This window comes from Actinomadura roseirufa (assembly GCF_900659635.1).
Taxonomy (GTDB): domain Bacteria; phylum Actinomycetota; class Actinomycetes; order Streptosporangiales; family Streptosporangiaceae; genus Spirillospora; species Spirillospora roseirufa.
Genome location: NZ_CAACVB010000131.1, coordinates 1 through 22,305, shown reverse-complemented (window position 1 = coordinate 22,305; position 22,305 = coordinate 1). Strand labels below are relative to the sequence as shown.

Sequence of the window (22,305 nt, the reverse complement as noted above, 5' to 3'; positions counted from 1 at the left end):
GATCGCGGCGCTGGCGGGGGCGCGCGGCGCCGTGCTCGGGGCGGTGCACGACGCGCTGCTCGCCCGGCTGGACGGGGCGCTCGGCCGCGAGCGCGCCGCGTGGGAGGAGCCCGAGACCGGTGAGCCCGTCGCGGAGAACCTGCTCGCCGGCTGCCGGTCCTGGCTGACCGAGCTGGCCATCGCCGGATGGCGCGGCGTCGGGCACGACCTGGTGGCGGCCTCCGACCAGACGATCGAGGCGGCGCTGGCCGAGCCTCGGCTGCGGCGGCCGGCCGTGCTGCTGGACGGGCTGGCCGCCGAGCTGCGGGCGTCCTCGCCGGTGGCGACGCTGGATCGGCTGCCGGCGCGGCGCTGGTCCGACCTGTGGGCGCGGGGCGTGCTGCTGGCCCGGACGGCCGGGACGGCCCGTCCCGCGGGGGCTGCGTCGGGCCGGCTGCTGCCCCTCGGCGTCGACGTGCACGAGCACGGAACGGCCGTCCAGACACAGGTGCACGCGATCCTGGAGCCGTCGGACGGCGGCGCGCCGCGGCTCGTCCGCACGGCCGTCGCGGCGACGAAGGTCGACACGATCGTCGGACCGGCGGTGTGGCAGCTGCTGCGCGGGCACCCGGTGCTGCTGAGGGCTCTCGCGGAGCGGCGGAGCGTCGACGTGCTGGACATGCCGCTGCTGGGCGGCGACCTCGTGTGGGACGACGCGCGGGCGAGCGCCGGCGAACCCGCCGACCCGTTCGCCACCGCGCGGGTCCTGCTGGCGGGCGCGGCGGCCCCGGCCGTCCCGCCGCTGGAACGCCATCCGGTCCGCATCGCCGAGCCCGTGCTGCTCGAAGGCTACAAGGCGGTCGACGCGGCGACGTGGGAGCTGGACGGCCACCGGATCGCCGTGGACGTGGACCGGATCCCCTCGTGCGGGCCGCTCACCCCGGCGCTGCTGAAGGCGTCGTCGGCGTGCATCGGGCTCGTCCGGTGGGACGGCGGGCAGTGGTCGGTGCAGCCGCTCGGCGTCCAGGCCCTGGTGAAGAAGCAGCCCGCCGCCGCGCACAACGGGGACTGGGCGCTCGGTCCCACCGATCCGAAGGTCGTGAAGTCGATGGCGCGGTCCGGGGACGTCGTGGCCGTGCTCCAGGAGCGGGCGGGACGGTTGCTGCGCAAATGAACGATTCCGAGGACAACCGGCGGCAGGCCCTCTACTGGCGGCTGCTGGCCCGCGTGTTCGACCCCGAGGAGCAGCCGTCGCTGGAGGCGGCGAGCGTCGCGATCGTCGACGACCTGGGCCTGCCGCCCGCGCTGCTCGACCCGTCGGTGTCGGTCGACAACCTCGTCCAGCGCTTTCCCGAGCTGGACGCCGAGCTGGACGGCCTGATGGCGGCGGACGAGAACGCCGCCGCCACCGGCGAGGAGGAGGACGAGGACGACCCGGAGCGGCGCGTGCGGCGCGCCGCGCTGGTCTCCAAGCTGCTGCTCAACGTGTTCGCGACCGGGTCGGGCAACGTCACGGCGGGACGGCTCGGCGAGTGGCAGCGGGACGCGGGGCGGCTGAGGGCGGCGCTCGGCCCGGACGGCGCGACCGCCGTGGCGGGCGTGCTGGCCGGGCTGGAGGGCGACCTGATCAAGCGGATGGCGCTGCGCGAGGTGCTCGCCGACCCGGCGCTGGCGTCCCGGCTGACCCCGAGCATGTCGCTCATCGAGCAGCTGCTGCGCGACAAGGCCAACCTGTCGGGCGTCGCGCTCGCCAACGCCCGGTCGCTGATCCGCCGGTTCGTGGACGAGGTCGCGGAGGTGCTGCGCACCCAGGTGCGGCAGACGAGCGCGGGGACGATCGACCGGTCGGTGCCGCCGAAGCGGGTGTTCCGCAACCTCGACCTCGAACGGACGATCTGGAAGAACCTCACCAACTGGAGCCCGGAGGACGAGCGGCTCTACGTCGACCGGCTGTTCTACCGGCACACCGCCAGGCGGACGACCCCGGCCAAGATGATCGTGGTCGTGGACCAGTCGGGCTCGATGGTCGACTCGATGGTGAACTGCACGATCCTCGCGTCCATCTTCGCGGGGCTCCCGAAGGTGGACGTGCACCTGATCGCCTACGACACGCGGGCCATCGACCTGACGCCGTGGGTGCACGACCCGTTCGAGGTGCTGCTGCGGACGAACCTCGGCGGCGGCAACGACGGGCCGGTCGCGATGGAGATGGCCCGGCCGAAGATCACCGACCCGGCGAACACGGTGCTGGTGTGGATCTCCGACTTCTACGAGTTCGACCGGTCGCAGCCCCTGTTCGAGGGGATCCAGGCCGTGCACCGGTCCGGGGTGAAGTTCATCCCGGTCGGGTCGGTGACCAGCTCGGGCACGCAGATCGTGAACCCGTGGTTCCGGCAGCGGTTCAAGTCCCTGGGCACCCCGGTGATCTCCGGAAAGATCGACAAGCTCGTCGCCGAGCTCAAGACCTTCCTCGCCTGACGGCGCCCCCCTTTTCACGACCTTCCCAGTACACAGAGGAGACGTTCCACCGATGACCGACGACATGCTGCGCGCGCCCGCCGAGGTGAAGTACGCCGAGGAACTGGACTGGCTCGAGTCGGTCGACGACGCGCCCAAGCCCTTCTCGTGGCGGCTCAGCCCGAAGATGGTGCGGCTGTTCGTGCTCGGGTCCGAGCCGTCGGACGGCCTGGACCGCGAGATCCCGCAGAAGTGGTTCGGCGACCGCAGCTTCGTGGAGCGCAGCATCGTGACGCTCGCGTCCGACCGCGGTCTGCTGCTGATCGGCGACCCGGGCACCGGCAAGAGCTGGCTCGCCGAGCTGCTGTCGGCGGCGATCTCCCGGAACTCGACGCTGGTCGTCCAGGGGACGGCGGGCACCACCGAGGACCACATCAAGTACTCCTGGAACGTGTCCATGGTGATCGCCAAGGGCCAGTCCCGGGCGTCGATGATCCCCTCGCCGATCATGACGGCGATGGAGGGCGGGGTGATCGGCCGGTTCGAGGAGCTGACCCGCTCGACCAGCGACGTGCAGGACGCGCTGATCTCGATCCTGTCGGAGAAGTACGTGTCCATCCCGGAGCTGGACGACGACAACATCGTCTTCGCCAAGCCCGGTTTCTCGATCATCGCGACGGCCAACAGCCGCGACCGCGGCGTCAACGACCTGTCGTCGGCGCTGAAGCGCCGGTTCAACTTCGTCCGCGTCCCGGTGGTGACCAACAAGCGCAGCGAGGCGGAGATCGTCCGGTTCCGGACGGCCGAGCTGCTGCGCCGGCACCGGATCGAGCTGGAGGTGCCGCCTTCGCTGCTGGACATCCTGCTGCAGAGCTTCGCCGACCTGCGCGCCGCCGCGGCGTCGGCGACCGGCGACGACGACCGGCTGGAGTCGGCGCTGTCGACCGCCGAGCAGATCGGCGTGCTGGAGGACGCGATCCTGCACAGCCAGTTCTTCGGCGACCGGGCGCTGACCGCGCGGACGCTCGGCGGGTCCCTGGTCGGCTCGCTCGCCCGGCGCAGCCCCGAGGACCTCGCCATCCTCAACAAGTTCTGGCACGGGGTCGTCGAGCCGCGCAGCAAGAAGGACGGCGCGGACCCGTCCTGGCAGGGCTTCCTCGAGGGCGGCCGCCAGGCGATCTCGACGCTGTCATGAGCCCGTTCGGCGCGCTGCGCGAGCAGCTGCACGACGCGGCCCGGGAGTTCGGCGGCGAGGACGCCGTGGCCGCGATCCTGTCCGGGATGGTCGACGACGTCGACCGGGCGCTGCGGGAGGAACTGGAGATCTTCCCGGTGTGCCACCACTCGCCGGCCTCGGCGCTGGCGATGGCGCGGCGGCTGCGCGACAAGCGGCCGTCGGTGATCTACCTGGAGCTGTGCGAGGACCTCGCGCCGCTGCTGGCCGAGCTGCGCAACTGCCGGCTGCCGGTCGCGCTGCAGGCGTTCGCGAACGAGCCGGACGGCCACCCGGCGTCATGGGCGCCGCTCAGCGTGATCGCGCCGATCACCGAGGCGTCCGCGGAGTACCAGGCGATCGCCTACGCCCTCGACACCCCGGGCGTCGAGATCGTCCTGGTCGACCGGTCCACCGACCACGTCTTCCAGTGGGAGCGGCGCGAGCCCGCACCGGACGCGCCCGGCCCGGACGTCCCCCCGGAGGCCCCCGAGGAGGCGGCGCTGCACGGCGACGCGGTGGGCCTGGAGATCGGCGACCTGCGGCCGGGCTTCGCCGAGCTGGAGTCCTATCTCCTGCACCACGGCAAGGTGCGGCACTGGTCGGAGTGGTGGGACCAGTACGTCGAGCAGCCGCTGTCGGGCGCCGACTACGCCACCTACCGGCAGGTCATGGTCCTGATCGGCAGCCTGTTCCGGCGGCTGCGCCCCAGCCGCGGCGACCTCGGCCGCGACGAGGACCGCGAGCGCCACATGTGGACGCGGATGCGCGAGCACCTCGCCGCGACCGGCGCCGACCCGGCGAGCTGCCTGTACGTGTGCGGCGCCTTCCACGCGGCGAGCCGCGTCGAGCAGTTCGGCGTCGCGGCCGCCGCGCCGTTCGAGATCACCCCGCGGACCGCGACGCGCTGGCAGTACGGGCTCATCCCGTCCAGCCACTCGGCGATCGAGGCGCAGTTCGGGCTGGCGTCGGGGTCGGTGTCGATCGCCGCGGCGACGTTCGACAAGGCGCTCAAGCGGAGCCGGGTCACGCCGTTCCGGCTGGAGGGCCAGAAGGGCGGACGCAAGCCGTCAGCCCGCAAGAGCGCCGCCGCGCCCGTGGTGGACGAACCGGCGGCGGACCGGCTGTCGGGCTTCCTGTCCAGCCCGCCCGTCCTGGACGGCCTGGACGAGGCGGAGCTGCTCGGCTGGTGCGTCGACCTCGTCCGCCTCGCCCGCCGCAACGGCTACCTGTCCAGCACGGCCGACGCGATCGCGGTGTTCGAGACGTCGATCCTGCTCGCGGGGATGCGGGGCCGGGCGCGCCCCACGCCCTACGACTTCCAGGACGCGGCCGTCACCTGCATCGAGAAGGACCGCGTGCCGGGGCGGCGCGACGTCCGGCACCTGTGCGAGATCCTGCTGGGCGGCGACCGGATCGGCGAGGTCGGCTACGCCTCGCTGCCGCCCCTCGCCCGCGACGTCCTGGACCGGCTGGAGCCGCTGGGGCTCGACCTGAAGAAGCGCACGATCCAGCGGGCCCTGATGAACCTGGACGCCGACCCCGCGCTGGAGCCGTGCTCGCGGCTGCTGTGGGTGCTGCGGCGGCTGCTGCCCGGCGGCACCGTCCGCCCGATCATGGGGTCGCGCAAGCTCGGCGAGCGGTCGATCCAGGAGAGCTGGGACCTCGCGCTCGGCCGCGACCAGCGGGCCCTGGTCGAACTGGGGTACGAGGGCGTCACCGTCGAGCAGGTGCTGGAGCACCGGCTCCGCCGCGCGGTGCGGGACCCGAAGGCCACCGCCGCCGTCGCGCTGGAGGCCGTCGAGGACGCGCTGCTCTACCTGGGCTCCAGGCGGTTCGTGGACGAGCTCGGGGCGCGGGCGGTGGAGCTGCTGGCCGCCGAGCGCACCGTCGACGACGCCCCGGAGGTGCTGCGGCGGGCCCGGCGGCTGCTCGCCCACTACCGCGCCACGGAACCGGAGCTGCCCGAGTGGTGCAAGGCGTTCGTGGCCGAGGGCTACGCGCACTACTGCACGCTGCTCCCCACCGCGTTCACCGACGACGACACCGGCGTCCGGCAGGTCGCCGCGATGCTGGGGTTCCTGTTCGGGATGGAGAGCCTGGCGCTGTCGCTCGGCTGCGACCACGCCCAGCTGGAACTGGCCGTCCGGCAGGCGCACCCCGAGGCGCCCGCCAAGGTGGCGCTGCTGTGGGCGGCCCGGTCGCAGCTCGGCCTGATGTCCCTCGCCGAGCTGCGCGGACGCTGCGACGACCTGCTCGGCAACCCACTGGTCGTCCCGTCCGTCCCGCTGTACATGAGCGGGTTCGTGCAGGCGCTGGAACCGGCCCCGGCACTCGCGCCGGTCGTCGTCGAGGTCATGTCGAAGGCGTTCGCGCGGCTGCCGGACCGGGTGCTGCTGCCCTGGCTGCCCACCCTGATCACGACGCTGCGCGAGCACGCGCGGGAGCTGGTGCCGGTGCTCGTCCGCGAGGCCGCCCGCACGTTCCCCGCCACGCTGCCGGCACTGGACGCCTGGGTCCCGCCCTGGTCGCCGTCCGCGGCGGCCGCGTCCCCCGTCCTCGTGGCGGACGCGCCGCCCGGCCCGGCGGCGACGCTCCTGGCCGCCCACCCGTCCGCGTGCGACGCCATCGCCGCCCTCCTCGGCCACCCTCCCGGCTGGCAGGAGAGCCCCGCCGCCCCGGCGGGCCACGCCGAAGTGACCGCCCTCCTGGCCCGCCATCCGGTAGCGCTCAATGCAATCTCGGCTGTGTTCACTGCAAGCCCGGCCCAAGGAACTCGCCTAGCGGCTCGCCCTTGACCGATCTTGTGCGAGCGCGAATCGCTTCGCGATCTTCCCGGCGGGGGCTCGCCTTCGGCGTCGCCCCCGCCGGTCAGGGCGCGCGCTCGCGTGACGGCTGTGTTCACTGCAAGCCCGGCCCAAGGAACTCGCCTGGCGGCTCGTCCTTTGACCGTGCTTGTGCGGGCGCGAATCGCTTCGCGATCGGTCCCGCCGGGGCTCGCCTCCGGCGTCGCCCCGGCGGGACCGGTAACGCGCTCGTCGGCTCGCGTCGGGGCCGGGGCGGGTGTCCAAAGGCGCGTCCGGGCTTTGGGGTGGGCCTTTATTTGGGCTTGCGTCCCGCTGAAACCGCAGGTGACGGGCATTCGGTCGGCGGGGGCGGGCGGGGCGGGGGCGGGGGCGGAGGGTCGGGAATGTCGCGGATCAGGGACGCGGAGTGACTCTCCGCAGGCAGCCGTAGGGCCCTTGCACGCGCGCAAGCGTCGGTGACTCGAAGCGGCCCGGTGCGTCAGAGTTGCTGTTGTGTGAGCGGGACCTCATTTCGGGCCCGGCTCGCAGTGTTCACGCCGATGTCCGACTCCCAGCAGGCCATTGGACACATGTTCGCTTACAGCCCGACACGGAGACGTGAAGCCGTCGCTGCCATGAACGCACCAGACGCATGGTCGGGAACGCCGGTCCTGGTCCCGGCCCCGGCCCCCGCTCCATCGCTGGAACTCGCACCGCCGTCCGCCTGGAACAACGGCAAGACCTCCGGGCGCCTCCTCGGCGAGCTCGACCTCGCCGCGACCCCGGCCGCCGTCAGACTCGGCCGTTCCTATGCCCGCGAGCTGGTCGGACAGTACTTCGGCGCCGACCGCTCCGAACTCGCCGACCTGGAGCTGCTGACCAGCGAGGCGCTGACGAACTCGGTGCTGCACGCGCGACCGCGCCGGGACGGGACCGTGATGCTGTCGGTCCTGCACATCGACCGGTTCGTCCGGGTCGAGGTGACCGACGGCGGCGGCGCCCCGCTGGGGCAGCCGCGCGTGCCGGACGAGCCGCTGCAGAGCCACGGCCGCGGGCTGGTCCTCATGAAGGCCCTCGCCATCGACTACGGGACGCACCGCAACCGGAACGGGACGTCGACGTTCTGGTTCGGGGTCGGCGTCCGGGAAGGGTGGAGGCTGCCGTGACCGCGGGGTCGGTGCTGAACCTCAGCCAGTGGGCCGTCTCCTCCCCCGTCGAAGAGGAGGAGGAGAGGGCTCGCGCGGCCGTGCACGCGCCGACCCCCAGCGTCGCCCGGATGTACGACTACTTCCTCGGCGGCAAGGACAACTACGCGGCCGACCGGGAGATGGCCGAGTGGGCGCTGCTGAAGGCGCCCGTCATCCCCCGGATCGCGCGCGCCAACAGGGCGTTCGTCCGGCACGCCGCCGGCCGGCTCGCCCGGGACGCCGGCCTGCGCCAGTTCCTCGACATCGGGTGCGGGCTGCCCGCCCCGTCCGGCAACGTCGCCGACGTGGTGCGGGGCGTCGACCCGTCCTGCCGCGTCGCCTACACCGACAGCGACCCGATGGTGGTCGCGCACGCGCGGGCGCTGCTCGCGGTGGACGAGGGCACCTGCGCGTTCCAGGCCGACCTGCGCGACCCCGCCGCGCTGCTGGCCGCCCCCGGCCCGCGGCGGCTGCTCGACTTCGGCCGGCCCGTCGGGGTGCTGCTGTTCTGCGTCCTGCACTTCCTCACCGACGCCGACGACCCGCGCCGGGTCATGGGCGAGCTGATCGCGGCACTGCCGGCGGGCAGCCACGTCGCGCTCACCCACGTCGAGCGGACGGCCGACTTCGAGGCGGTGTCCGGGCTCTTCGAGTCGGCGGACGTCCCGTTCACCCCGCGCGGCCTCGACGAGATCACCGACATCTGCGCGGGCCTGGAACTGCTCGACCCGTTCCCGGTGAACCTGCCGCTCGCGCGCGCCGTGCGGCCGGAGGCGGACGAGGTCGCGGGCCGGGGCACGGACGCGGTTCCCGACGGGGTGCCCGACGTCGTGGCGGGTGCGGCCGGGCGGCTGCCGCTCATCGGCTGTATCGGCCGTAAGCCGGAATGACGCCGCATCATGCCATCCACACTGATAGATCAGACGAAATCGCCTGCTGCTTCGCTACGATCGAAAAGTCGGCGAATCGCGGCTCTGGGGCGAGTGATGACAACGGACGGCGAGCCGAAGTCCCTCTCCGAGATCACCAAGGACATGGGTCTGAACATGTCCGACGTGGCGGCCTTCTCCGGGCTGGACGAGAGCACGGTCTTCCGGCTGTGGGACAACACCGAATGGCTGGACCGCGTCAGCGGGCGGTCGCTGCAGAGCCTGATGTCGTCGGTGCCGGGCATCGCCGAGTACTCGATGGCGCACGCCATCCGCAAGCGCCGCGACGCCCTGCTCACCGACCTCGGCCGGGAGGGGCTGACGGTCGACCTGGCGGCCCTGGAGGGCTCGACGGTCGCCCAGCAGCACCTGCTGAACGCGCTCGAGGCCGCGCTGCACATCGTCCGCGGGGAGGCGACGCAGAAGGTCTCCTCCTTCATCGCCCGTTTCTGGGGACGCGAGCAGGACCGCGCGCTGGAGGCGCTCTACTCCACCCAGCGCGGGCACGGCCTGCTGGAGGACCCGCACAAACTGTTCGAGTCCTCGATCGAGCTGGCGCCGCGGCTGAACCGCAAGACCTACTCCTTCCATTCGATTCTGGCGCTCAACATTCTCACGCACCAGGTCAGCAAGGTGACGGGGTCGATCCAGGCCGAGCTCGGCTTCGAGGTGCCCGGCCGGCAGACCGCGTTCATGATGCGCGGCGTCGTGATGGGGGCGCTCATCAGCTCGGGCGACCTCGAACTCGCCGAGCGGTACCGCAGGGAACTCGACGCGACGCCCGTGTACGCCGCACTGGAGGAGTGGTCCTTCCCCACCTACACCCGCGACGGCCGTATCAGCTCCGACTTCACCTTGCCCAGCTCCCTGCTGTTGCACAACACGGCACGAGAGGTCCTGAGGGAGATCAGCAGTTACAACGACGCCTACGTCCACTACCTGGCGTCGACGTACATCCCGCTGGCTCTCAAACGGGACCCCACGTTCGGCGGCAAGATCACCGAACTCATCCGCGCGCTGGAACTGCGCGGGGGCGAGTGCCGGGACAGAACGATCCGAGACACCTGCAGCAAGCTGGTGAGGCAGCTCAAGGGCGTGGTGTGAGTCCATGCCGAGGAATGGGGCGTTGGTGGAAGACAGGGCGCGAGCCATCGCGGAACTCACGCGAGAGAGATGGGAGGCCAACGCCGGATACTGGGTGCGGATCATCAGGGAGGAGCGCGACCGGTACCGGACGGAGCTGACCGACGCGGCCGTCCTGGAGGCGATCGGCCCCTGCGACGGGCTGCGGGTCCTCGACGCCGGGTGCGGCGAGGGCTACCTCTCCCGGACGCTGGCCGCGCGCGGCGCCCACGTCGTCGGCGTGGACGCCGCCCAGGGACTGATCGACGCGGCGGCGGGCACCCCCGCGCCGGGCCCCGGCTCGGTCACCTTCACCCGCGCGAGCGTCGCGGCCCTGCCCGGCCCCGACGCCGAGTTCGACCTCGTGGTCTGCAACCATCTGTTCAGCCACCTGCACGACCCCGGGACCGCCGTCGCCGAGTTCGGGCGCGTGCTGAAGAGCGGCGGGCGGCTGGTCATCCTGACCCTGCACCCCTGCTTCTACGTGGAGAACTCCGAGCAGGGCGCGATGAACTCCGTCCCGGCGTCGCGGTACTTCGGTTCCCGGGGGATCGACCAGCGGTTCATGGTGGACGGGCTCGAGTCGCCGTCGCTGATCACGTCCTGGCTCCGGCCGCTGGAGTACTACTCTGGAACGCTCCGAGACGCGGGTTTCGTCATCGCGGACCTGCGCGAGCCGCACCCCACCGAGGACCAGCTCCAGAACGACCCCTGGTGGCGCAAGGGCTTCCCGACCGCCATGTTCATGCTGCTCGTGGCGGAGCGGCGGTAGCGGGCGCCGCGCGGCGGGGAGGCTAGGCTCGGCCGGGTGGGAGAGCTTCCAGGCCGCCTCGCGGACCACCCGGACCGGCTCCGCTGGAACGCCAGGTACGAGGACGGCGCCGGGGGGACGGCCGCGCCGCATCCGCTCGCCGGGCGGGTGCTCGCGCTGGGGCCGCCCGCCGGTCCCGTCCTCGACCTGGCGTCCGGCCCGTCCGGCGGCGCGCTGCTGTTCGCCGCGGCCGGGCGGCGCGTCACCGCCGTGGACATCTCCGACGTGGCGCTGCGCCGGCTCGCCGCCGAGGCGCGAGACCGCGGCCTGGACGGCCTGATCACGGTCGTCGAGGCCGATCTCGGCGGGTGGCGGCCCGGCCCGGCGGCGTTCGCGGCCGTCCTGTGCACGGGCTACTGGGACCGCGCGATCTTCGCACCGGCCGCGGGTGCGGTGCTGCCCGGCGGCCTGCTGGCCTGGGAGGCGTTCACGGTGGAGGCGCGGCGCGCTCGCCCGGCGCTGCCCGAGGAGTGGTGCCTGGGCCCCGGAGAGCCCGCGACGCTGCTGCCGGACGGCTTCACCGTCCTGGAGCAGGAGGATCTGCCGGACGCCGGTAAGCGGCGGCTGATCGCCCGCCGGAACGAGCGGCGCTGACCCGCAAGCCACCCACATTCCCGGCCATATCATCATGACAAGGACAGAGATCATCCTTGCCGTCAGATGGCATCATTTGGAACATGTTTGCACGTCAACCGCATTGACCGGCGAGCGAGACCGGTGCTGGACTGTCATCAGTGATCGCCTCGGGGGAGGGATGACGATGGCTTTGGGACCGCAGCTGGGCTATATGTCGGGACAGATCACCACGACACGGGTGCTGCCGCCGTCGGAGGCGGGCGAGCCGCGGATCGAGATGTCGTACGAGGCGCGGGGCCGCGTCGTCGACCAGGACACCGCCGAGCTGGGAACGTACGTGTCGGTCTTGGGCCAGGACGGCAAGCTGTACGGCGAGGGCCAAGGGCTGACGATGTCCCCTGACGGCGCGACCGCCCGCTGGACGGGCGCGGGAGTCGGCACCCTCCGGGACGACGGATCCGCCTCGTTCCGAGGCGCGCTCTACTACCGGACGACGTCGGAGAAGTTCTCGCGTCTCAACGGGATCGCCCTCGTCAACGAATCCGAATCGGACGCCGACGGCAAGTATGAAGTGAAATTTTACGAGTGGAGCTAGCGCCGAAGTAGTGCCCGGCTCAGTCCTGGACGTCCACGACGATCGGCGCGTGGTCGGACGGGCCCTTCCCCTTACGGGCCTCACGGTCCACATAAGCGGAGCCGACACGGTCCGCGAACGCCTCACTGGCGTAGAACAGGTCGATCCGCATGCCCATGTTCTTGTGGAACATCCCCGCCCGGTAGTCCCAGTACGTATACGGACGAGGTCCCTTCATCGGGCTCGGGACCACATCCCGCAGGCCAAGCTCCCGCAGCGCGGCGAGCGCCTGCCGTTCGGGCGGCGTGACGTGCGTCGACCCCACGAACACTGAGGGATCCCACACGTCCTCGTCCGTGGGAGCGACGTTGTAGTCGCCGCAGGCCACCAGCGGACGGTCTTGAGCGAGTTCCGCCTCCAGAGCCGTCCGCAGGGCCGCGAACCATTCGAGCTTGTAGGCGTAGTGGGCCGATTCCGGCGTCCGCCCGTTCGGCGCGTAGAGGGACCAGACCCGGACCCCGCCGCACGTGGCGCCGATCGCCCGTGCCTCCGGGGACGGTGAGGACGCTTCGGCGAGATCGGGCAGGACGATCTGCTCCCCCTCTTCGGGGTCCGCCGCCTCGCCCGCGTACCCGGGTTCGCCGGGGAACCCTAGCGCGATGTCGTCCACGCCTATGCGAGACAGCACCGCTACACCGTTCCATCGGCCATCGCCGTGGACGGCGGCCTCGTACCCCAGTTCCGCGACCTCCGCCGAGGGGAACTGGTCGGCCCGGCATTTGGTCTCCTGGAGGCACAGGACGTCCGGCTTCGCCGCCTCCAGCCACGCGAGGAGGCGCGGGAGCCGCGCCTTGACCGAGTTCACGTTCCACGTCGCGAGCCGCATCCCCCCACCCTGCCATCCCCCCGCTTACAGGGCGCGACCCCGGGTTCCGGAAACGGGGCGGAAAACAGGGGCGTGGGGGCCTGGCGTGGACGCCCCGCGGGGGTATCCTGACGGCTCGCGGCTCCCTGCCCGGTGCCTCCCGGCCCGATACCGGCCTCGGTTTTGACCGGTAGATTGCGGATCGGCCTTCTTTGCTCGGTTTTCACGCTGTGCTTAGACCGGCAGTGGAAGGGTGGTCACTCCCGTGATGTCGTCGAACCCGGAGCGAGTGAGGAAACATGTCCGAGGATGACAAGCCCCGGGGCGAACCGGCGGTCAAGGCGAAGGCGAAGATCCCCAACGCCAAGAGCATCCGGAGCCCGGAGTTCACCCCGCACGGCATCAGCGCCGGGCGCGGCAGCGGTCCCTCACGGCCGTCCGGGCTGACTGCGGCCCAGGCCCGCAAGCGCCGGATCGCCACGTTCGCCGGGGTGGTCGTGGCCGTGCTCGCGATCGCGGGCGGCACCACCTACTACGTCACCAGGCCCGGCCCGAAGCTGGAGGTCAGCGGCAAGTTCGCGGTGGAGCCCAAGGTCAAGATCCCCAAGGACCTCGCGCCCACCGGCAAGCTGGACGTGTCCACCCCGGTCAAGGGCGCCGGCGACAAGCTCGCCGACGGCGACACGGCGTTCGTCAAGTTCGTCCTCTACAAGTGGGCCAAGGCCAGCTCGGAGGACGACTCGAAGAAGAAGAGCACCAACGAGAAGCTGAACTCCTCCTACGAGGCGCAGCCGGGCCAGCCCGACCAGCCGCTCACCATCGGCCGGACCGGCATCAAGGACCTCGACAAGACCCTCGTCGGCCAGACCGTCGGCAGCCGCGTCGTGGTGGAGATCCCCTCCGCGCGGATCGACAAGCAGCAGGCGGCGCAGCTCAAGCTGTCCCCCAAGGACTCGGTGCTGTTCGTCCTGGACCTCCAGGCCACCGTCCACAAGAACGCCGCGCCGCAGGGCGCGCCGCAGAAGCTCGACGACAAGAAGCTCCCCAAGGTCGAGGACCAGGGCGCCGGCAAGGGCCCCAAGGTGACCATGCCGGACGAGGAAGCGCCGTCCAAGCTCCAGGTCAAGACCCTCGTCCAGGGCAACGGCCCGGCGCTGGCCAAGGGCGACGACGCGATCGTCAACTACCAGGGCCAGATCTGGAAGGGCGGCAAGCTCTTCGACTCCAGCTGGTCCTCGGGCCGGGCCGCGAAGTTCCCGATCGGCACCGGCGGCACCGTCCCCGGCTTCGACAAGGGCCTCACCGGCGCGAAGATCGGCAGCCGCGTGCTGCTCGTCCTGCCGCCGGAGGAGGGCTACGGCAAGAACGGCAACCAGCAGGCCGGGATCAAGGGCACCGACACCCTGGTCTTCGTGGTGGACGTGCTCGCCAAGATCATCAAGTGACGCGCGCCGCCGGTCCGCGGACCGGCGGCGGCGCGAGAACGCGGAGCGGCGGGACACCCGGCGGGTGTCCCGCCGCTCGGTTTTCGGACGCCGTCCCGCGAGCCGGGCGCGGTGGGACGACCGTCACGACAACCGGCCGGGCGCATTGCCCGTCTCCTTATCGGAAGGCCCGGGGAGTGTGCATTGAGCTGCCCGACCCACGGACGCCCTCAGGTATCGTCAGTAACGCAATAATCACGGGGGGCTTGTGAGCAGCAGTAAAAAGAGCCCGGAGGACGGCGGGTCCACCGGGACGGGCGAAGTGAATCGGGACGAGATCGCCGCCGGCCGGGCGGCGGACGGGGACGATGCCCTCGCGAGGGGCACGGAAGGCCAGGTCACGGCGTCCCCGGAGGCTGCGGCGGAGGACCCGGCGACCGAGGCGGCCACCGCCGCCGGGACGGCCACCGCGACCCTGACCCTGGACGGCGCCGAACGACCGGACGCCGACCTCGACGACCCCGAATTCACGAACGAAGCCGACATATCTCAAAACGGCGACAAGGAGCACGCGGTGTCCGTCCCGGACCGGGACGAGGCCGACGCCGAGACCGAACCGGCCGCCCCCGAAATGTCGCCTGACGGGGAGAAGACGCTCACCGAACCCGACACCCGTCCCACCGCGAACACCGCGTCCGACACGACCGCGTCCGACATGACCGCGTCCAGCGCGACCGAGGCCGACGAGGCGGACGCCCGCACCGAGACCGCGGCCGAGGTTCCGGACGGCACCGAACCCGCCGACGAGGCCGAGGCCGACCCGGCGGCGGGCACCGCGAACACCGGAACCGCCGCCGACGGCACGGACACCGGCACCGTCGCGGACGGCACCGACACGGACACCGTCGCGGACGGCGACGCGGACGGCGACGCGGACACCATCACCGACAGCAGCACCGGCACCGACACGTCCAAGGGCACCGCGTCCGAGGAGGACGCCGCGTCCGGGACACCGCCCGGCAAGGACACCACGGACGCGGAGCCCGCGGCCAGCGAGGCGGGGCCGCCGCCGCGCGGCCCCGGCCGAGGGTCCGGCGGAGGCGGGGGCGGCGGGGGCGGGGGCAAACGCCCGAAAGGCGGCAAGAAGGTGCGCAGCCGCAAAGCGCGGTACGCGCGGCGGATCCTGTTCACCCTGCTGGGGTTCATCTTCTTCTTCGTCGCCGCGTTCGCCGTCGCCTACCTGTTCACGCCCGTGCCGTCGCCCCAGGAGGAGGCCGTGGCGCAGGGCCCGACCTTCTACTACTCCGACGGCAAGACCCCGATCGCCAAGACGGGCGTCAACCGGGACGCGGTCAAGCTCGACGAGATCCCCCCGGGCGTCCGCAACGCGGTGATCGCCGCGGAGAACCGCAGCTTCTACCAGGACCCCGGCGTGTCCGTGCAGGGCACCGTGCGGGCGTTCTGGTCGACGGCGACGGGCGAGCAGCTCCAGGGCGGCTCGACGATCACCCAGCAGATGGTCCGCAACTACTACGGCGGCATCGGAAAGGAACGGTCCGTCACCCGCAAGCTCAAGGAGATCATGGTCTCCCTGAAGGTGGGCCGGGAGAAGTCCAAGGGCTGGATCCTCGAGCAGTACCTCAACACCATCTACTTCGGCCGCGACGCGTACGGGGTCCAGGCCGCCGCGAAGGCGTACTACGGCAAGGACGTCAAGGACCTGACGCCCGCCGAGGGCGCCTACCTCGCCGCCGCGATCCAGCAGCCGAGCAACTTCTCCGACCCGACCGGCGTGCGCCGCGCCTCCTCCGAGCAGCGCTGGCGCGCCGTCGTCGCCAACATGGTCCGGGACGGCGCGGTCACCCAGGCCGACGCCGCCGCGATGCGGTTCCCGCTCCCGCTGAAGGAGCGGATCACCGACGTCCTCAAGGGCCAGAAGGGCTACATGGTCAACGTGGCCAAGAAGGAGCTCGTCGAGCGCCGCGGCTACACCGAGGACGAGATCAACCGCAGCGGCCTGAAGATCACCACGACGTTCGACCGGCGGCTCATGGACGCCGTCCGGCAGGCCGTCACGAACAACGCGCCCGCCGGGATGAACCGGAAGATCCGCACCGCCGTGGTGTCGGTCGACCCGTCCACCGGGCAGGTCCTCGCCTTCTACGGCGGCCGCGACTACCTCGACGAGGCGCTGAGCAGCGCCTTCGGCGACTGGGCCCAGGTCGGATCCGGCTTCAAGCCGATCGCGCTCGCCGCCGCGCTGCAGGACGGCAAGACCCTCAGCGAGACCTACGACGGCAGTTCCCCGCAGTACTTCCGCAAGACGGCCATCTCCAACGACAGCAACGAGAACTTCGGCCAGGTGAACCTCGTCACCGCGACCGAGCACTCGATCAACACCGCCTACGTCAACCTCGGCCAGGACATCGGCACCGAGCGGATCGCGAAGATGGCCGAGAAGATGGGCGTCCCCGCCGGGCAGATGTCCTCCGCCCAGCGCGACGCCCCGTCCTTCCCCCTTGGCGTGGTGTCGATGCACCCCGTCCAGCAGGCGGGCGTGTACTCCACGTTCGCCTCCGAGGGCGTCCATCGGACCCCGTTCGTGGTGAAGTCCGTCACCGACAACGACGACCACACGCGCAAGTTCACCGAGAAGGGCGAGCGGGCCTTCAGCGCGCAGGTCGCCCGGGACGCCACCTACGCGATGCAGCAGGTCGTCCAGGGCGGCACCGGACGCGGCGCGCAGCTCGCCGACGGCCGCGACGTCGCCGGCAAGACCGGAACCACCAACGGGGGCCGCGCGATCTGGTTCAACGGGTTCATCCCGCAGATGGCGACGACGGTCGCGATGTTCCGCAGCGACCAGAAGCCGCTGACCATCCCCGGGTTCGGCGCGTACGGCGGCCAGCTGCCCGCGCAGATCTGGAACTCGTACATGAGCGAGGCCGTGAACATCAAGGGCTACGACCAGCAGGAGTTCGGCTCTCCCTCGGAGACGCCGGGCACCGGCCTCGACGGCCCGCCCACCGGCGGGATCCCGGGCGGCTCGGAACCGCCCCGCACGACCGAGCCGACCCGCAGGCCGCCGTCCGGCGGTCAGGGCGGGCCCGACAGCCCCAAGCCGCCCACCGGAGGCCCGACGCACGTCCCGACGACCGAGCCCGGCGGCGGAGGCGGCGGCAACGACGGCGGGGGCGGTAACGACGGAGGCGGCGGCAACGACGGGGGCGGCGGCGGAACCGGCGGAGGCGGAACCGGCGGCGGAACCGGCCCGACCCGCCCGGCCTCCCGCGACACCTGATCGCGAGCCCCGCCCAGCCCCCGCGCACCACGACCGCGCCACCACTCCGCGACCGGCTCAGGTGAGCCGCCGTACCTGGGGCGGCTCACCTGAGCCGCCCCAACGGGCTCCCACTTGTTCACACCACACAGCCGCCCGCCAGGCCACCCAAAAGGGCCGCCCACCTGACCACGCCTCCCGGCCAGGCCACCACACCGCGGTGCCCACAGGGCCCGCCTGAGCCGTCCCGACAGGCCGTTCCGCCGAGTCGCCCTGGCAGCCATCCAACGAACCACCCGGCCGGGTGGCCTCGGCCGGACGGTTCGCTGGGGGGCGGTCATGCGGTCGGGCGGTGGGTGCCCTTCGGTGAGGCGGATGTCACTTGCAGGCGTCGCCGATTCGGGCGGGGGTCTCGCTGATCACCGTGTTGAGCTGGGCGGCGTCGCCGGTGCCGACGGACGCGGCGGCGGCGCGCAGCCGGTCCGCCTCCTCCTTGAGCGCCTTGCGGACCTTCCCGTCGGACGTGCCCGCGAGCCCGTCCAGCCGGCCGGCGAGCTGCTCGGTCGCCTGCCGCCACTGGCCCGGCTCGGCCGCCGACACCGTCCGCACCTGGGTGACGTACTGCTGAAACGCCTTCTTGGTGTCGGAGCACGCCGCCGCGGACTTCCCGCCGCCCGCCGCGCATCCGCCCAGCACTCCGGCCAGCAGTACGCCCCCGGCGACCGTCCGAACCACCCCGTACCGCATCGAACCCTCCCCTTTGATCCCCGTCAGCATCCGCATATACTTCCGCACTAGGTCATGAGCGCCAGCGTCAAGCCCCGGCTTGCTGGCCGGCAACCCTTCGTCCGCGATGGGGTGCCCCGGGTGAGGACCAGGCCGGGCGCACCACCGCGTCCCGGCAAGCGCGGATCCCGTACACGCCCCCGGGGTCCCCGACCCCGGAAGGCTGCGCATGGTCGCGCTCGTCCCCGCCCCCGCACGTCCCGCCGTCACGCCCGCTGAGACGCACACCGGAGGGGTCCGGGTTCGGACCGCCCCGCGGATCGTCGGCGCCGGCGTCCCCGTCCCGCTGGACGACGGACGCCACGTCCCCTACGCCAACCTCGACTACGCGGCCAGCGCGCCCTGTCTGGAGGCGGTGCAGGACGCCGTCACCCGGGCGCTGCCGTACTACAGCAGCGTGCACCGCGGCGCGGGGTACGCCTCGCAGGTGACCACGGACGCCTACGAGGCGGCGCGCGGAACGGTCCGCGCGTTCCTCGGCGCGTGGCAGCGCGCCGCCGTCGTCTTCACCCGCAACACCACCGACGCGATGAACCTGCTGGCGCACGCCGTCCCCGGCGGGACGACCGTCGTCGCGTTCGAGACCGAGCACCACGCGTCGCTGCTGCCGTGGCGGCGCGCCGTGCGGCTGCCCGCCCCGGCCACCCCCGCCGAGGCGATCTCCGCCGCCGACCGCGCGCTCGCGGACGCCCCCGGCGGGCCCCGGCTGCTCGTCGTGACCGCCGCGTCCAACGTCACCGGCGAGCTGTGGCCGATCGGCGAGCTGGCGCGGGTCGCGCACCGGCACGGCGCCCGCATCGCCGTGGACGCGGCGCAGCTCGTCCCGCACCGGCCGCTCGACATGACCGCGCTCGGGCTGGACTACGTCGCCTTCTCCGGGCACAAGCTGTACGCGCCGTTCGGCGCGGGCGTGCTCACCGGCCGCGCCGACTGGCTGCGCGCCGCGCCGCCCTACCTCAAGGGCGGCGGGGCCAGCGCCGACGTCTCCGACCACGGCGACACCACCCGCTGGGCGGCCGACGCCGAGCAGCGGCACGAGGCGGGCACCCCGAACGTGCTCGGCGCCGTCGCCCTCGCCGCCGCCTGCGACACCCTCGCCGCGCACTGGGACGCGCTCGCCGAGCGGGAGGAACGGCTGCTGGCCCGGCTCCGCGCGGGCATCGCCGCGCTCCCCCACGTCCGTGAGCTGACCCTGTGGGGCGGCGGCGGGCCCCGCGTCGGGATCGTGTCGTTCACCGTGGACGGGTGGAACGCGCGCGACGTGGCGCTTACGCTGTCGGGGAAGCACGGCATCGGCGTCCGGGACGGCAAGTTCTGCGCGCATCCGTTCGTCCGGCACCTGCTGGACGAGGGCGGCGCGGGGTGCACCGGCCAGGGCTCGGCCGTCCGCGCCAGCTTCGGCGCCGGGACGACCGACGAGCACATCGACCGGCTCCTGACGGCGCTGGCCCGGCTGGCGGACCGCTGACCTGCGAACTCGTCGAAGCGAACTGACGATTATGCTCATTGGTCCTGTTCGCCCATGTAGCGTAGGCAGTCGCGCGACCTTCCGCCGGAACCGCCCACCCGGCTCCGGCGGTCGGGGGACCAGCAAGGCATGGCGGGATGAAACAGGGGGTGCCGACCGTGGCCGACACCTGGCGACCGACGTCGGAACTTGAGCGCCGGCTACAGGAGAGCGTGCGGACCGGTGACCAGGAGGGCTACTTCCGCCTGCTCGCGGGGAGCGAGCTCGTGGTCCCCGTTCCACCGGACCTCGTCGACGGCGTGCTCGCGAACCGGACGCGCCCGTCCTGGCCGGTGCAGGAGGAGGACGGCCGCGTCCACGTGCTGGTCTACACCTCGGCCGCGGCGATGCGCGCCTGCCTCGGCCCGGCGCACCGGCACTTCCTGAGGGTGCGGTTCGGCGACCTCGCCGAGACCTGGCCCGACGCCCGCTGGTGGCTCGCGGTCGACGCCCCCGCGCACGGCGTCGCGGGCGTCGCCCTGCCCATCGAGGCGCGGCTGCCCGCCTGGTTCGTCCGCCAGGTCGCCGAGGGCGACGGCCGCCCGCCGCGGATCGGCGGCGCGGCGGCGGCACGGCGGGCCGACCCCGTCCCCGGCCCCTCGCCGGAGCGGACACAGGACCCCACCGCCACCCAGACCGACCTGCCGCTGCCCCTGCCCGGGGACCTCCACCCCGCACCGAAGCCACAGACGGCCGCGCCCACACCCGACCCAACGCGCGCACCGGACCCATCACCCGTCGCGCACACGCCAGAACCACCCCACGCGCATAACCCGACGCGCCCGACGGGACCGCTGGCAGCGGTGCCCGCACCCGACCCAACCCGCGGGGACGAGCCCACGCCCACCCCCCACACACCGCAAACACCACACGCGACGGGGCCGCAGGCGGCGGTGCCCCCACTCGGGCCCACGCGCGCACCGGAACCGACACACGGGGCAGAGTTCTCGTCCGTCCCCCACACACCCCACGCAGTGGAGCCGCGGGGCGCCGCGCCCGCGCCGCAACCGCCCTCCGCAACCGACCCAACACGCGGGACAGAGCCGACACCCAGCGCGTCGACACCGGAGTCACCGCGCGGGGCGGAACCGGGGCGCGCGGCGCAGACGTCACCCATCGCGCCCGGACCGACGTCACCACGCGCGTTCGAGCCGCCCACCGCCGGGCCTACGCCGCAACCGCCCTCCGCAACCGACCCAACACGTGGGACGGAGCCGTCCTCCATCACGCCGACGCCGGAACCACCCCGCCTGCCCGACCCAACCCGCTCGGCGGAATCGGGACGTGCGGCGGAGACGTCACCCATCGCGCCCGGACCGACGTCACCACACGCGTTGCAGCCGCCCACCGCCGGGCCTACGCCGCAACCGCCTTCCGCGGCCGACCCAACGCGCGGGACAGAGCCGACACCCGGCGCGCCGACACCGGAACCGCCGCGACCGGCGGAACTGGGGCGTGCGGCGGAGGCGTCAGCCGTCGCGCCTGGACCGACGTCATCACATGCCTTCGAGCCGCCCAGCGCCGGGGCTGCGCCGCAACCGCCTTCCGCGGCCGAGCCGACGCGCGGGGCGGAGCCGACGCCCGGCGCGCCGACGCCGGAGTCGCCGGGCGCGGCGTCTCAGCGGGCTTCCGCGGCCGAGGCGTCCCGCGCGCCGGAGCCAGCGGCCGAGGTTCCGCCCGGTGTGGAGGTCACGCCCGCCCCGGAGGCGGGGGCCTCGCTCGGGCAGGACCCGAACGCCACGCAGACCGATCTGCCCGCGCACGTCGCGCCGCCCGAGCGGCGATGGGAGGACCCGACGGCGACGCGCACCGATCTGGCCGCGCATATCACGCCGGACGCATCTCGCGCGGCCGACGATGACGGCGGCGCCTGGGAGGAGCTTCAGGAGCAGCACCGCGAGCTGCCCCGGGAGGAGGCGCGGCCGCCGTTCCAGCCCGCCAACGACGTCGAGCGCGAGTTGCTGCGGGCCGCGGCGGGCAACGACCACGACCTCTTCCTGCAGACGATGGCCGGGGCCGAGGTGCTGCTGCCCGCGCCGGAGGAGATGGACTACACGCTCCGGCCGGGACGCCCCGGTTTCCCCTGGCAGACCCGGGAGGTCGACGGCGCGACCGTGCTGCCGGTGTTCACCTCTCCGGAGCGGCTGATCGAGGCGGCGCGCGTGTCCGGCGGCGGGACGGAGTACGTCACGCTCCCGTTCACCGTCGTGCTGCGCTACTGGCCCGACCCCGGCTGGGCGCTGGCGATCAACTCCGGTTCGCCCGCGGGCGGGACGATCCTGGCCGAGCAGCTGCCCGGCCTCGCGAAGTGGGCCGACCAGCGGGCCGCGCAGCGGATGACGGACGGCTTCGAGCCGCAGAACGACATCGAGCAGCGGCTCTTCGACGCGGCGCAGCGGCGGGACGGCGACGCCTTCTTCAAGGTGCTGCTCGGCGCGCAGGTGCTCGTCCCGGCCGAACCGGAGACGCCCTGGGGCATCGCGCCGGACGACCCGGAGTTCCCGTGGCGTCCGGTGCGCGTCCAGGGCGCGGTCTCACTGCAGCTGTTCACGTCGCTGAAGTGGATGAACGAGGCGATCGGCTCGTCCCGGTTCGTCATGCCGAGCCTGCTGGAGATGGTGTCGGCCTGGCCGGACGTCGCGTGGACGCTCGTCCTCAACCCGGGCACCCCGATCGCCGCCACCATGCCGGGCGAGCAGGTCCGGGCGCTCAGCGGCCCCACCCGCGACGCGGCGGACGAACCGCCCGCCGCGGCCACGCCCCCTCCGGACGCCTCCGCCGCGCAGCCCGACCCGGGCGGGCGGCCGGG

At 72.8% G+C, this 22,305-nt stretch carries 16 protein-coding genes, 1 pseudogene and 1 riboswitch; of the genes and pseudogenes, 15 read left to right on the top strand and 2 right to left on the bottom strand.

Annotated features, from left to right (window positions below):
- From E1291_RS25015 to E1291_RS24970, 10 genes are all read left to right on the top strand, one after another.
- Nucleotides 1-1,153, top strand: a 1,153-nt coding sequence (locus tag E1291_RS25015; protein WP_131740427.1) for a hypothetical protein, incomplete at its 5' end; no start/stop codon positions are given.
- Nucleotides 1,150-2,457 carry a VWA domain-containing protein gene (locus E1291_RS25010; RefSeq protein ID WP_131740426.1) on the top strand — a complete coding sequence of 436 codons (1,308 nt, stop codon included), beginning with the start codon at nucleotides 1,150-1,152 and terminating at the stop codon, nucleotides 2,455-2,457. The genes E1291_RS25015 and E1291_RS25010, both read left to right, overlap by 4 nt.
- Before the next feature lie 52 nt (nucleotides 2,458-2,509).
- Nucleotides 2,510-3,631: an ATP-binding protein gene (locus E1291_RS25005; RefSeq protein WP_131740425.1), complete on the top strand. Its 1,122-nt coding sequence runs from the start codon at nucleotides 2,510-2,512 to the stop codon at nucleotides 3,629-3,631.
- Complete coding sequence (locus tag E1291_RS25000; protein WP_131740424.1) at nucleotides 3,628-6,447, top strand: DUF5682 family protein; 2,820 nt, start codon at nucleotides 3,628-3,630, stop codon at nucleotides 6,445-6,447. The genes E1291_RS25005 and E1291_RS25000 overlap by 4 nt, the downstream gene beginning before the upstream one ends.
- 623 nt (nucleotides 6,448-7,070) lie before the next feature.
- Nucleotides 7,071-7,601, top strand: a complete 531-nt coding sequence (locus E1291_RS24995; RefSeq protein ID WP_165495274.1) for an ATP-binding protein — start codon at nucleotides 7,071-7,073, stop codon at nucleotides 7,599-7,601.
- Nucleotides 7,598-8,512, top strand: a complete 915-nt coding sequence (locus tag E1291_RS24990) for an SAM-dependent methyltransferase (protein ID WP_131740422.1) — start codon at nucleotides 7,598-7,600, stop codon at nucleotides 8,510-8,512. Before E1291_RS24995 ends, E1291_RS24990 begins: the two co-directional genes overlap by 4 nt.
- A 96-nt stretch (nucleotides 8,513-8,608) precedes the next feature.
- Entirely contained in the window at nucleotides 8,609-9,655 is a 1,047-nt protein-coding gene (locus E1291_RS24985; protein ID WP_131740421.1) for a hypothetical protein, read from the top strand.
- A 94-nt stretch (nucleotides 9,656-9,749) separates the two neighbouring features.
- Nucleotides 9,750-10,445 (top strand): class I SAM-dependent methyltransferase, encoded by a 696-nt coding sequence (locus tag E1291_RS24980; RefSeq protein ID WP_165495273.1) that lies wholly within the window; start codon nucleotides 9,750-9,752, stop codon nucleotides 10,443-10,445.
- A 36-nt stretch (nucleotides 10,446-10,481) separates the two neighbouring features.
- Complete coding sequence (locus E1291_RS24975; protein WP_131740419.1) at nucleotides 10,482-11,078, top strand: methyltransferase domain-containing protein; 597 nt, start codon at nucleotides 10,482-10,484, stop codon at nucleotides 11,076-11,078.
- A gap of 166 nt (nucleotides 11,079-11,244) precedes the next feature.
- Nucleotides 11,245-11,655: a hypothetical protein gene (locus E1291_RS24970; RefSeq protein ID WP_131740418.1), complete on the top strand. Its 411-nt coding sequence runs from the start codon at nucleotides 11,245-11,247 to the stop codon at nucleotides 11,653-11,655.
- Nucleotides 11,656-11,674: 19 nt separating this feature from the next.
- Here E1291_RS24970 and E1291_RS24965 read toward each other — a convergent pair whose 3' ends face one another.
- Nucleotides 11,675-12,520, bottom strand: a complete 846-nt coding sequence (locus E1291_RS24965; protein ID WP_131740417.1) for an exodeoxyribonuclease III — start codon at nucleotides 12,518-12,520, stop codon at nucleotides 11,675-11,677.
- 278 nt (nucleotides 12,521-12,798) lie between these two features.
- Here E1291_RS24965 and E1291_RS24960 point away from each other — a divergent pair, with 278 nt between their 5' ends.
- On the top strand, nucleotides 12,799-13,944 hold the full coding sequence (locus tag E1291_RS24960; RefSeq protein WP_131740416.1) for an FKBP-type peptidyl-prolyl cis-trans isomerase: 1,146 nt from the start codon (nucleotides 12,799-12,801) through the stop codon (nucleotides 13,942-13,944).
- Between the two features lie 247 nt (nucleotides 13,945-14,191).
- On the top strand, nucleotides 14,192-17,224 hold the full coding sequence (locus tag E1291_RS24955) for a transglycosylase domain-containing protein (RefSeq protein WP_131740415.1): 3,033 nt from the start codon (nucleotides 14,192-14,194) through the stop codon (nucleotides 17,222-17,224).
- Nucleotides 17,225-17,581: 357 nt separating this feature from the next.
- On the opposite strand, the gene E1291_RS24950 is transcribed toward E1291_RS24955, so the two are convergent.
- Nucleotides 17,582-17,950, bottom strand: coding sequence for a hypothetical protein (locus E1291_RS24950; protein ID WP_131740414.1), 369 nt, complete (start codon nucleotides 17,948-17,950; stop codon nucleotides 17,582-17,584).
- 50 nt (nucleotides 17,951-18,000) lie between these two features.
- Nucleotides 18,001-18,117, top strand: a riboswitch (SAM riboswitch).
- A 41-nt stretch (nucleotides 18,118-18,158) separates the two neighbouring features.
- Here E1291_RS24950 and E1291_RS24945 point away from each other — a divergent pair.
- The 3 genes and pseudogenes from E1291_RS24945 to E1291_RS24935 form a co-directional block, all read left to right on the top strand.
- On the top strand, nucleotides 18,159-19,457 hold the full coding sequence (locus tag E1291_RS24945) for an aminotransferase class V-fold PLP-dependent enzyme (RefSeq protein WP_131740413.1): 1,299 nt from the start codon (nucleotides 18,159-18,161) through the stop codon (nucleotides 19,455-19,457).
- A 137-nt stretch (nucleotides 19,458-19,594) separates the two neighbouring features.
- Nucleotides 19,595-19,885, top strand: a pseudogene (locus E1291_RS45410) (SseB family protein); the annotation flags it as partial.
- A gap of 1,293 nt (nucleotides 19,886-21,178) precedes the next feature.
- A partial coding sequence (locus tag E1291_RS24935) for an SseB family protein (protein WP_165495272.1) occupies nucleotides 21,179-22,305 on the top strand: 1,127 nt, incomplete at its 3' end.

Coding starts and splice junctions, on each gene's coding strand:
- E1291_RS24970 (WP_131740418.1), top strand. CDS start 11,245: ATGGCTTTGGGACCGCAGCTGGGCTATATGTCGGGACAGATCACCACG.
- E1291_RS24985 (WP_131740421.1), top strand. CDS start 8,609: ATGACAACGGACGGCGAGCCGAAGTCCCTCTCCGAGATCACCAAGGAC.
- E1291_RS24945 (WP_131740413.1), top strand. CDS start 18,159: ATGGTCGCGCTCGTCCCCGCCCCCGCACGTCCCGCCGTCACGCCCGCT.
- E1291_RS24965 (WP_131740417.1), bottom strand. CDS start 12,520: ATGCGGCTCGCGACGTGGAACGTGAACTCGGTCAAGGCGCGGCTCCCG.
- E1291_RS24960 (WP_131740416.1), top strand. CDS start 12,799: ATGTCCGAGGATGACAAGCCCCGGGGCGAACCGGCGGTCAAGGCGAAG.
- E1291_RS24950 (WP_131740414.1), bottom strand. CDS start 17,950: ATGCGGTACGGGGTGGTTCGGACGGTCGCCGGGGGCGTACTGCTGGCC.
- E1291_RS25010 (WP_131740426.1), top strand. CDS start 1,150: ATGAACGATTCCGAGGACAACCGGCGGCAGGCCCTCTACTGGCGGCTG.
- E1291_RS25000 (WP_131740424.1), top strand. CDS start 3,628: ATGAGCCCGTTCGGCGCGCTGCGCGAGCAGCTGCACGACGCGGCCCGG.
- E1291_RS25005 (WP_131740425.1), top strand. CDS start 2,510: ATGACCGACGACATGCTGCGCGCGCCCGCCGAGGTGAAGTACGCCGAG.
- E1291_RS24995 (WP_165495274.1), top strand. CDS start 7,071: ATGAACGCACCAGACGCATGGTCGGGAACGCCGGTCCTGGTCCCGGCC.